General features: G+C 22.7%; 10 protein-coding genes, 1 other RNA gene and 1 pseudogene. 7 read left to right on the forward strand and 5 right to left on the reverse strand.

Annotation, left to right across the window (positions count from 1 at the left end; translation table 11 throughout):
• Window positions 1-3 precede the first annotated feature (3 nt).
• The 4 genes and pseudogenes from fliO to fliR all read left to right on the forward strand — a co-directional run.
• A pseudogene (fliO, locus tag D9V70_RS03210) lies at window positions 4-345 on the forward strand (flagellar biosynthetic protein FliO); the annotation flags it as partial.
• Window positions 346-429: 84 nt separating this feature from the next.
• Window positions 430-1,164, forward strand: coding sequence for a flagellar type III secretion system pore protein FliP (gene fliP, locus D9V70_RS03215; protein WP_253254825.1), 735 nt, complete (start codon window positions 430-432; stop codon window positions 1,162-1,164).
• 71 nt (window positions 1,165-1,235) lie between these two features.
• Window positions 1,236-1,505: a flagellar biosynthesis protein FliQ gene (fliQ, locus tag D9V70_RS00410; RefSeq protein WP_158355815.1), complete on the forward strand. Its 270-nt coding sequence runs from the start codon at window positions 1,236-1,238 to the stop codon at window positions 1,503-1,505.
• Window positions 1,505-2,281: a flagellar biosynthetic protein FliR gene (fliR, locus tag D9V70_RS00415; protein ID WP_158355816.1), complete on the forward strand. Its 777-nt coding sequence runs from the start codon at window positions 1,505-1,507 to the stop codon at window positions 2,279-2,281. The genes fliQ and fliR overlap by 1 nt, the downstream gene beginning before the upstream one ends.
• A gap of 136 nt (window positions 2,282-2,417) precedes the next feature.
• On the opposite strand, the gene rpmG is transcribed toward fliR, so the two are convergent.
• Both rpmG and rpmB read right to left on the reverse strand, forming a co-directional pair.
• Window positions 2,418-2,585: a 50S ribosomal protein L33 gene (gene rpmG, locus D9V70_RS00420; RefSeq protein ID WP_158355817.1), complete on the reverse strand. Its 168-nt coding sequence runs from the start codon at window positions 2,583-2,585 to the stop codon at window positions 2,418-2,420.
• Complete coding sequence (gene rpmB / locus D9V70_RS00425; RefSeq protein ID WP_158355818.1) at window positions 2,578-2,811, reverse strand: 50S ribosomal protein L28; 234 nt, start codon at window positions 2,809-2,811, stop codon at window positions 2,578-2,580. Before rpmB ends, rpmG begins: the two co-directional genes overlap by 8 nt.
• 319 nt (window positions 2,812-3,130) lie before the next feature.
• Here rpmB and D9V70_RS00430 point away from each other — a divergent pair, with 319 nt between their 5' ends.
• Window positions 3,131-6,025: a translocation/assembly module TamB gene (locus D9V70_RS00430; protein WP_158355819.1), complete on the forward strand. Its 2,895-nt coding sequence runs from the start codon at window positions 3,131-3,133 to the stop codon at window positions 6,023-6,025.
• 40 nt (window positions 6,026-6,065) lie between these two features.
• On the opposite strand, the gene ppa is transcribed toward D9V70_RS00430, so the two are convergent.
• Window positions 6,066-6,599, reverse strand: coding sequence for an inorganic diphosphatase (gene ppa / locus D9V70_RS00435; RefSeq protein ID WP_158355820.1), 534 nt, complete (start codon window positions 6,597-6,599; stop codon window positions 6,066-6,068).
• Between the two features lie 207 nt (window positions 6,600-6,806).
• Between ppa and pmbA the strand changes: the two genes are divergently transcribed.
• Window positions 6,807-8,147, forward strand: coding sequence for a metalloprotease PmbA (pmbA, locus tag D9V70_RS00440; protein WP_158355821.1), 1,341 nt, complete (start codon window positions 6,807-6,809; stop codon window positions 8,145-8,147).
• A 101-nt stretch (window positions 8,148-8,248) separates the two neighbouring features.
• Here pmbA and rnpB read toward each other — a convergent pair.
• Both rnpB and rsmI read right to left on the reverse strand, forming a co-directional pair.
• Window positions 8,249-8,627, reverse strand: an RNA gene (gene rnpB / locus D9V70_RS00445) — RNase P RNA component class A.
• 21 nt (window positions 8,628-8,648) lie between these two features.
• Window positions 8,649-9,509 (reverse strand): 16S rRNA (cytidine(1402)-2'-O)-methyltransferase, encoded by an 861-nt coding sequence (gene rsmI / locus D9V70_RS00450; protein ID WP_158355822.1) that lies wholly within the window; start codon window positions 9,507-9,509, stop codon window positions 8,649-8,651.
• A gap of 138 nt (window positions 9,510-9,647) precedes the next feature.
• On the opposite strand from rsmI, the gene D9V70_RS00455 reads away from it, so the two are divergent.
• On the forward strand, window positions 9,648-10,868 hold the full coding sequence (locus D9V70_RS00455) for a beta-ketoacyl synthase N-terminal-like domain-containing protein (protein WP_158355823.1): 1,221 nt from the start codon (window positions 9,648-9,650) through the stop codon (window positions 10,866-10,868).
• Window positions 10,869-10,914 lie beyond the last annotated feature (46 nt).

Below are 10,914 nucleotides of genomic sequence, written 5' to 3' on the forward strand. Positions count from 1 at the left end.
TTTATGAAAAATAATCTGTCTTCTGAATTGATATCTAATACTTTTCAACCACTATTGAATAGTGCTCAATTTTTTCAAATAACAAGTTCACTATCTCAAATAATATTACTGATATTAATTTTTAGTTGGATTTTAAAAAAAATATCTTTTTTTAGAATCAATAATTTAATATCTCGAATGAAAATCATAGATAGATTGTCTCTTGGACCTAACGAATCTGTTGTTATTATACAAATGAAAGAAGTAAAATTAGTATTAGGTGTAACGTCAAAAAATATTACTCATTTGCACACTATTTCATCTATTTTAAAAACAGATAAGATAGCAAATAAGATAGACAATAGTACCTTAGAAAATAGCACTTTTTTGAAATCAAATGTTTTTGATCATTTTTTAAAAAATTTTTCTAAAAAATTCTGGAAAAAAAAAATGTTTTATCGAATTATTCCTCTTTTATTTTTTTTGTTGTTTTGTCCATCCGTTCGTGCAGAAATTCCTGGATTAACCAGTCATCTTTTAGAAGATGGAGGACAAACATGGTCTGTTCCAGTACAGACATTAGTCTTCTTAACTTCATTGACTTTTCTTCCGGCATTTTTGTTAATGATGACTAGTTTTACAAGAATTATTATTGTTTTTGGTTTATTACGAAATGCATTAGGTACATCATATGCCCCACCTAATCAAATATTAATTGGTTTAGCACTTTTTTTGACTTTTTTTATTATGTCTCCAACATTCGATACAATTTATCAAAAGGCTTATATACCATTTAGCGAAGAAAAAATAAGTATGGAAGATGCAATCTTAAAAGGTTCTATTCCTATAAAACAGTTTATGTTAAATCAAACACGTATACCTGATTTAGAATTATTCTCTAAATTAGCACATGTTTCTTCTTATAAAAATAAAAATGAAATACCGATGCGGATTTTATTGCCTTCATTTATTACCAGTGAACTTAAAACTGCGTTTCAAATTGGATTTACTATTTTTATACCATTTTTAATTATTGATTTAGTTGTAGCAACTGTATTAATGGCTCTTGGCATGATGATGGTTCCACCTTCAACAATTTCCTTGCCTTTTAAGTTAATGTTATTTGTATTAGTAGATGGATGGCAATTATTAATTTCTTCATTAGCACAAAGTTTTAACACATAATATATAGCATCTCAGAAATTTTTATATAATTAAAAATTTTTCAAATAAATTTTAACAAAGTGGAGATGTTTATGACATCAGAATATGTAATGGAATTGTTTCATGATGCTATAAAAATTACATTAATTCTTGCATCACCATTATTATTAGCAGCCCTAATTAGCGGTTTAATTATTAGCATTTTACAAGCAGCTACACAAGTAAATGAACAAACTTTATCTTTTATTCCAAAAATTATCTGTGTTTTAGGAGTAATAGTAATACTTGGACCTTGGATGTTAGGTATTATGCTTGATTATATGCATAATTTATTTAAAAATATACCATTAATTGTCAAATAATGTTAACATTTAACGATTTTCAATTAATAACATTTATTAGTAGTTTTTTTTGGCCTATGATTCGAATTTTATCTTTTTTTTCTATGGCTTCTTTTTTTAAAGATAAACTTTTTAATAAAAAAAATAAAATAATTTTAGCAGTTATAATTAGTTTTTTAGTTTCTCCTTTTTTACCTGAAGTTCGAACTGCTTTATTTTCATGTATTGGATTTTTGCTTTTATTTCAAGAAATATTAATTGGTCTTGTGTTGGGTTTTACAACACAATTATTATTTGTGTCAGTTAATATAGCTGGAGAAATAATAGGTTTGCAAATGGGTTTATCATTTGCAACGTTTTTTAATAAAAGTAGTTATATTGGTACTTCTATAATATCTCGTTTATTTAATATTTTAATGTTATTATTTTTTTTAGTTTTTAATACTCATCTTTATTTAATTTCTGTATTGATTGACAGTTTTTATAGTATGCCTATTGATAGTTATTTTTTAAATTCAAATATTTTTTTTATCTTATTACAATTTTCTAGTCATATTTTTTTAGAAAGTATTTTATTTATTTTACCTGTTATGATTGTTTTATTAATACTCAGTTTTATAATGAGTATTTTAAATCGTTTATCACCTCAGATATCTATTTTTTCTATTGGTTTTCCGATTAATTTATTAATAGGTATATTGTTATTATATTTTTTAATATCTACTACTTTGCCATATTTTGAGAGAGTATTGCATGAGTTGATATTATTTATATCTCAAACTTTTATAAATATATAATTTTTTTATTATATTTATAATTTTATTTTTTCTTTAGATATATAAAAAAGATATGTAAAAAATATCATTAAAGTATAATTTTTTTAAAAAATTATACTTTAATATTTATATAAAATATAATACTTAAAAAAATAATTTATTTAATTTTTCCTTCGTTATATAAAACATGTTTTCGAATGATAGGATCATATTTTTTAAATTGCAATTTATCTGGTGTATTTCTTTTATTTTTAGTGGTAGTGTAATAATGATTAGTTCCTGCAGATGAAATCATCTTAATTTTTTCACGAGATTTTTTAGCCATTTTTTTTATCCTTAATTCTTTTGATTATATTTTCAATTCCTTTCTTATTAATATAACGCATACCGTTAGCTGAAATACGTAATTTAATAAATCTTTTTTCATCAGAAATCCAAAATCGATGATATTGAATGTTAATTAAGAATTTTCTTTTAGTTGCATTCATGGCATGAGATCGATTGTTTCCAATCATTCTTTTTTTACCAGTAATTTGACATATACGTGACATATTTTTTCTCTTTAACTAAAAAATTAATGTTTTTAATTAATGTTATAAATGATTTATTAGTTTTAAAAAAATATTTTAACATATTATAAAATACTATAATAGTTGTTTAATATTTATTAATAAACACAAGAAAAAATACTGTATATTCTTTTTTATTTAAGAAATATATTTATATATTTTTTAAAAAAACTAAAAAATCTTTCAAAATAACGTTTCAAAAAATATAATAATGTTATTTAATATAAAATATGTTTATTTTTTAAAGTTTTTTAAATCTCTATGTATATAATAATTAGATATTAATCAGGATAATTTTTTCATGAGTATATATCACAAATGTTTATCTAGATTTTTGATTAGTTTTTCTGCTTTATTTATTATTTTTTTGCTTTTTATAGAAACTAATGCAGGTTTTAAATGGATTTTTAATTTAACTAGTAGATTTTTTTTAGGATTTAAAGTAGAAGAAATATTAGGAAATTGGCGTGATTTTACATTAAAGAATATTAATTATAGTTCTTTTGGAATGACTATTCAAGCTGATAGTATACATGTAGTGTTGGATATTAAGTCTTTATTTAGAACTTCTACAATTATTAAAGATATTAAAACAAAAAATGTGATAATTATATTTAAAGAAAATAAATATGAAAAATTTCTAAGAAAAGAAAAAGTTAATAACTTTATTGAAAAAAATAAACATATTAAATATTCTATTCTTTTTAAGAATATACATATAGATAAGATATTAATGAAAACATCTAAAGTTCATTTTTTTTTATCAAATATTTTTTTAACTAGTATAAGTTTATCAAATAATAATATTACTATATTTCCTACTTATATTGATAATGTTAAAGTGTTGTTATTGAATAGTGTAAATTTGAAAAAAAATATTAGGAATAATAATTTCATTAATATAAAAAAAATACATAATTTTTTATCTTTTTCTTTTGCTAAAAAAAAATTTTTTATTCCATTTAATATTAATCTGATTTTTTTACACTGTAAGAAAACGAGTTTTGTGAATTATAAAAGTATTAATTCATTGGAAATAAAAATTCAAGCTAAATTGCAAAATAATGTTCTAAACATAAAAAATATTATGATAAATTCTAATTTTTTAAGATTAAAATCTTTTGGAAAAATTATATTTTATAATAATCGTTTTTCTTCATGTATTATACATAATACAATTTTATTGCCAAGATTTTATGATAAAATCATTGATATTTCATTAAAAATTTGTTTAGATAAAGAACTTAAAATTCAATTACATTCTAATCATTTATACAACACTAATTTAATTGCTAAAATTTGTCTAGATAACTTTAATAATTCATTTTATTTAAATTTCAATAGTAAACACTTATTTTTTCCTATAAAAGAAGATTTTGTATTAAATTTAAAGAATTTTAATATAATTCTATCAGGTAATATAAATAATTATTCTTTATTCATTAAGAATACTTTTAAATTAAAAGATATGAGATCAATTCTTATTAAAATTCACGCTCAAGGTAGATTAAAAAATATATTTTTAAAAAAATTTGAAGTTTTTCCTATTAAGAAAATTATCTTTCACAAAGAAAATAATAATTTAAAAAGAAATACTATATATAATGATTATATATTAGATTTGATGGGTAGAATTAATGTTTTAGGATCAGTTGATCAAGATATGTATAACATATCTTTTTCTAAAATAAATTTAAATAGTAATATAATGAAAAAAAAAATATCTATACTAGGATCTTTATATTATAGAAATTTTAATTTTTTAGATATTCCTGGAATAGAATTTTTATTAGGAAAAAATAAATTACATATACAAGGTACTTTAGGTAAAACATTTAATATTAATTCTTCTATTTATGCTAATGATTTAAATTATTTATCACCTAACTTAAAAGGTATAATTAAATCTAAATCTAATATATATGGTGATCATGTTATTCCTATGTCGATAACAAGCAAAACATCCATAAGAAATGTAAATATAAATAATATTTACTTGAAATCATTTAAAATATTTGCAGATATAAGTTTTCAAAATACATGCTTTGGAAGAACGTTAATAGATGCGAAAAAGATATATTTTTCTAAATTTCATATTGATTCTTTATTTTTGAAAGCGAATTGGGGTAATAATAAACAAAATATTTTTTTCTTATTCAAAAGTAAAATGTTAAGTTTAAATTTAACTATTAATGGTATGTATGATCATAAAACAGGAAATTGGAATGGTTTTTTTAAAAAAATTAAAATTCATACTTTTTTAGGAAAATTAACCATTAAAGATAGTCCAGTTATTTTTTATTATAATTTAAAGAACAAAAAAAATAATATTTATAAAAAAAATTTACCACAAAAAGAAATATTTTCATCTTTTTTAGATTACATTAAAATGTCTTTTTCTAATATATTTAAGCAGTCTTTTATGAATTTTGAAACTACACTTTTTGTTAATGGAAAATTAAAATGGGGTTTTGGAAAACGTTTCAACGACGGAAAATTACTTTTAACTACTAATAATATAAAATTTAAGAAAAAGACAAAAGAAAATTTATACTCTGAAAGTATAGATTATATTCGTTGGTATACGAGTTTAAGAAAAGATAATTTACAAAATAAATGGGTATTAAAAAAATCAATAAATTCATTAGAAAAGACAAATATATTTGGATATTTGAATATTACAGATATTTATAATAAAAAAAATATAGAAGGAAAATTATATATTTCTAATTTTCCTGTTTCTATTATTAATTTTTTTACTAAAAGTTTCAAAAAAGTACAGGGTACATTTAAAAGTAATATAACATTTTTTGGAACATTATATTGTCCTAAAATATTATCTACTGTGAATTTACAGAATATTTTTATCAATAGTGATAATTTATTACAATATATAACTTTATTTTTTCCTTATTTTTCTGGTAAAACAGATTTGATAAAAATTAATCAATCAGTTTTAATACAAAAAGCCGATATATTATTTACATTAAATACAGTTCTAAAAAAATCAAATCATATAGAATGGAAAATGTCATTCAAAAGTGAAAAAATAGCAATATCTATTTTTCACAAGATACAAATAACGTGTTCTTCTCATTTAAAATTACATTATTTATTTGAAAAATATGATTTAATTGGATATATAAAATTTCCTTTTTTTTATTTGAACATTAACGAAAAAAATTTTTTTATTTGATTTTTTAATAAAAGTTATATCAATGGTTTTAAATTATATGTTATGCTGATTTTTCAGCACGATTGTATGAAGCAATAATTTCTAATTTTGCATCTTGACAATTTCCCCATCCTATAATTTCGACCCATTTTTCTTTTTCTAATTTTTTATAATTTTGAAAAAAATGAGCAATTTGATTTTTTAACAATTTTGATAGATCTGATATATCATTTATTTTTTCATATTCTTGACAAATCTTATTTATTGGTACTGCTATTATTTTATCATCATCTCCTGATTCATCACGCATTTTCAATATTCCGATAGGTTTGCATTGAATAACACAGTTAGATTGTAATGGATAATAAGAAGGTACTAATACATCTAGAGGGTCTCCATCTAAAGATAACGTTTTATTAATATAACCGTAGTTACAAGGATAAAACATTGTTGTAGATATAAAACGATCTACAAAAAGCACTCCTGATTCTTTATTTATTTCATACTTGATAGGAGAAGAATTCAATGGAATTTCTATAATAACATATATATCGTGAGGTATATTATCACCTGCAATAATTTTATTAAAATTCATTTTTATTCCTTAAAAATATTATTCTTGTTGAATTTATCTTTTATAAAATATATAGAATTATTATTTTTAATAAATATTAACATCCCAAAAAAAATATATCTATACTTTATCTAAAGTAATTTATTTTTAATATTATAAAATAATTTATTTTAATTCAATGTTAATATAATATGAATTATATAAAAACAGATGCTTAAGGATTAATATATGTACTTAAAAAAAGAAATAGAAAGAGAAGAAAACGTTCTTTTAGATACAGTAAAAAACACACTTCAATTTGCTCAAAATAAACAAATTTTTATTGAAGTTTTTATAAAAAAAACTATTGGGATCAGTGTCAATATTAGAAATGGAGTCGTAGAAAATGTTGAATTTAATAGCGATGGAGCATTATTCATTACTGTTTATAACAAATTTTCTAAAGGATGCGTTTCTTCTAAAGATTTTAGTTTAAATGGAATTAAAAACATGCTTGAAATAGCTATTAATATTTCTAAATATTCTTCTTCTGATTTTTTTTCAGGATTACCAGATATTAAATTATTATGTTTTCATCCTATAGATCTTGATTTATTTCATCCATGTGAATTAAATATAGAAAACATAATTAAATTTATTACTTTATCTGAAAAAGAAGCCTTTAAGTTCGATAAAAGAATTATTAACAGTGAAGGTAGTTTTTTTAATAGTCATGTTACAATGAATGTGTTTGGAAATAGTTTAGGTATGTTACAAAACTATAAAACTACTTATTATTCGACTTATAATTGTATGATTGCTCAAGATAAAAATTCTATGCAAAGAGATTTTGATTACTCTGTTTCTAGAAATATAAATGATTTGGAAAAACCAGAAATACTTGGACAAAAAACTTCTGCACGAGCTATATCTCGGTTAGGTTCAAGAAAGATAAAAAGTGGAAAATATACAGTAATTTTTTCAGCAGAAATATCTCATGTTTTATTTTCTCATCTTGTAAGTGCTATTAGTGGTAATAATGTTTATCAAAAATCTACATTTTTAATTCACGATTTAAAGAAAAGAATTTTTCCTAATTGGTTAAACATTCAAGAAAAACCGCACATAAAAAAAGGTTTAGGTAGCAAACCATTTGACGATGAAGGTGTATCTACTCAAGATAAATATATTATTCAAGATGGAGTTTTACAAACTTGGTTATTAAATACTTATAATGCTAGAAGACTTGATTTAAAAAGTACAGGGAATGCTGGTGGCATTTTTAATTGGATAGTAGAAAATAATAATATAACTCTTAAAGATTTGTTAAAAAATGTGAATAAAGGTGTATTAGTAACTGAATTAATGGGGCAAGGAGTTGATATTATAAGTGGTAATTATTCGCGAGGAGCAGTAGGTTTTTATGTTGAAAAAGGAAATGTTACATATCCAGTAAATGAAATTACGATATCTGGTAATTTAAGAGATATGTGGAATAACATTGTATGTATTAGTGATGATGTCGATATACGTAACAATATTCAATGTGGTTCAGTGTGTATATCTGAAATGCAGATTTCTGGTGATTAAAAACTATTATATATATTTAAATAAATTTATTAAAGGTAATAAATTTATTACCTTTATAGTATAGTAGTATAGAGTATAATATACATTTGTTAAAATATTATTTTGGAAGTTGACCTGTAAGCCGGGTTCTGTATTTTAACAGTCATTCATCTAGATTAATAATCACTTATTAATTCAAGCAGCCTACCCAGGTTTGTATAGTACGAGCAATACGAAAAAATCTCCTATATTTGGCTTTGCTCCGGGTGGAGTTTACCAGGCCATAAATTGTTACCAATTATGCGGTGTGCTTTTACCACACCTTTTCACCCTTTCCATATTTTTTAAATCATAAAAAACAGGTGGTTTATTTTCTGTTGCACTAGTCATAAGCTTTCGCTTTCCAGATGTTATCTGGCACCCTGCTCTATGGAGCCCGGACTTTCCTCTTTTTAATTTTTAGTGAGTAAAAATTAAACAGCGACTGTTTTGGTCAACTTCTAATAAAAAATTATATATTATTTAGATAATTTTGTCATCTTTGTTTTTAATTACTTGTTGATATAAAATATTTTTACTAATTTTATGTATTTGAGAAGTGAGTAAAACTGATTGTTTTAACGATAAAAAATTTTTTACTTTTAAAAAAGTATCGAATACCTTTTTTGATAAGTTATTTTTTTGAGGTTTTTTAAAACCATCAATAATAATTATTAATTCTCCTCGATAACGATTTTTATCTTCTTGTAGCCATTTTAGCATTAAATGTGCTTTTGCACCGTATATAGATTCCCACTTTTTTGTAATTTCTCGAGCAATTACTATATGTCTGTTTTTATCAATTTGTTCTATTATATCTCTTATACTTTGAAGTATTCTATACTTTGATTCGTAAAAAATTATTGTTCGTGTTTCTTCTTTTAAAGAAAATAATAAATCACATCTTGTCTTTTTTTTAGAAGGAAGAAAACCTTCATAACAGAAACGATTATTTTTTATTCCAGAAGCACTTAATGCTGTAATAGCAGCACAAGGTCCTGGAAGAGGAATAATCTTAATATGAAAAAAATAACATTTTGCAATTAATATACTACCAGGATCGTTGATAATAGGTGTTCCTGCGTTAGAAACTAGAGCAATTTTGTTTCCTTGTTTTAATTTATTAATTAAATTGTCACTTTGTGTTTTTTCATTATCTTTATTCATCAAGATGAGTTGATTTTTAATATTAAAATTTTGTAGTAAAATATTAGTATGTCTGATATTTTCAGCTGCTATTAAATCGACATCTTTCAATATTTTTAGTGCTCTATTAGTAATATCTGATAAATTTCCAATTGGTGTTGGTACAATATAAAGAGTACCAGTTTTTAGTTGATTCATTTTTTTCTCATTTTAATTTTATATAAATAATTATGATTAATTTTTTTAAAATTAAAAACTACATTTAGTATATTTATAGTTTTCTTTGTATGAAATTATAAACTATATATAATTTTTTTATTAATCTAAGGATTGCTGGTGAAACGAGTAGTTATTACAGGTTTTGGGGTTATTTCGAGTATTGGCGATAATAAGAAAGCAGTACTTCATTCATTATACAACGGAAATTCAGGTGTTGTTTTTTCAAAAGAAATGAAAAAAATAGGTATGCGAAGTCAAATTTGGGGTAATATTAAAACAAACAGGAATAACACGATCAAGAGAAAAATATCGCGTTTTATGAACGATGCTTCTAAATATTCTTTTATAGCTATGAAAGATGCTATTAAAGATGCAAAATTAAAAGTTAAACAGTACGAAAAAAATCCTCGTATAGGATTAATTGCTGGATCTGGATGTAGTTTTCCAAGATATTATATGAATAAAGTTGCAAACTCTAAAAAAATATTGCATTGTTTAGATCCTATTAGTCCTTATCTTGCAATTAAAACTATGCCTTCTAATATATCATCTCTCTTATCTACTTTTTTTAAAATTTATGGGATAAGCTATTCTATAAGTTCAGCGTGTTCTACTTCTGCGAATTGCATTGGAAATGCCTTTGAATTAATTCAATCTGGAAAACAAGATCTTATTTTTGCAGGTGGTGGTGATGAAATTAGTTTAGAATTAGCTCGTGAATTTGATGCAATGAAAGTATTATCTGCTAATTTTAATCATAATCCTAAAATTGCATCACGTGTTTATGATCTGAATCGAGATGGTTTTGTTATTTCAGGAGGAGCAGGCATATTAGTTATTGAAGAATTAAATTTTGCTTTATCGCGTTCTGCTCGTATTTATGCTGAAATTATTGGATATGCTGCTACATCTGATGGAAAAAATATGGTATTACCATCTGGAAAAGGAGCTATTCGTTGTATGAAGTTAGCTCAAAAAAAAAGCAATATATCTATTGATTATCTTAACGTACATGGTACTTCTACTAGAAATGGTGATTTAATAGAATTAAAAGCCATTAAAGAAGTTTTTTCCAATAAAAATATTCCAATGATTTCAGCAACAAAATCAATAACAGGTCATGCATTAGGTGCTTCAGGAGTTCATGAAATTATTTATATATTATTAATGTTAAAATATAATTTTATAGCTCCTACAATTAATATTAATGAATTAGAACCATTTGCAAAACATATGAATATTATTCAAAAAACTATGGATATAGAAATTAGCACAGCAATGTCAAATAGTTTTGGTTTTGGTGGTACAAATGTATCATTAATTGTAAGAAGATATTAGATTTTTTTATTTTTTTTAGTTTATAGAACATTTTATAGTTATATTT

Origin of the sequence: Buchnera aphidicola (Lipaphis pseudobrassicae) (assembly GCF_005081185.1) — a bacterium.
GTDB lineage: Bacteria > Pseudomonadota > Gammaproteobacteria > Enterobacterales > Enterobacteriaceae > Buchnera > Buchnera aphidicola_AD.

What these genes read in the sequence shown, in the direction of transcription:
- rsmI (WP_158355822.1), bottom strand. Translation starts at nt 9,509, where the DNA reads ATGAATCAACTAAAAACTGGTACTCTTTATATTGTACCAACACCAATT.
- rpmG (WP_158355817.1), bottom strand. Translation starts at nt 2,585, where the DNA reads ATGGCTAAAAAATCTCGTGAAAAAATTAAGATGATTTCATCTGCAGGA.
- pmbA (WP_158355821.1), top strand. Translation starts at nt 6,807, where the DNA reads ATGTACTTAAAAAAAGAAATAGAAAGAGAAGAAAACGTTCTTTTAGAT.
- fliR (WP_158355816.1), top strand. Translation starts at nt 1,505, where the DNA reads ATGTTAACATTTAACGATTTTCAATTAATAACATTTATTAGTAGTTTT.
- rpmB (WP_158355818.1), bottom strand. Translation starts at nt 2,811, where the DNA reads ATGTCACGTATATGTCAAATTACTGGTAAAAAAAGAATGATTGGAAAC.
- fliQ (WP_158355815.1), top strand. Translation starts at nt 1,236, where the DNA reads ATGACATCAGAATATGTAATGGAATTGTTTCATGATGCTATAAAAATT.
- fliP (WP_253254825.1), top strand. Translation starts at nt 430, where the DNA reads ATGTTTTATCGAATTATTCCTCTTTTATTTTTTTTGTTGTTTTGTCCA.
- D9V70_RS00430 (WP_158355819.1), top strand. Translation starts at nt 3,131, where the DNA reads ATGAGTATATATCACAAATGTTTATCTAGATTTTTGATTAGTTTTTCT.
- ppa (WP_158355820.1), bottom strand. Translation starts at nt 6,599, where the DNA reads ATGAATTTTAATAAAATTATTGCAGGTGATAATATACCTCACGATATA.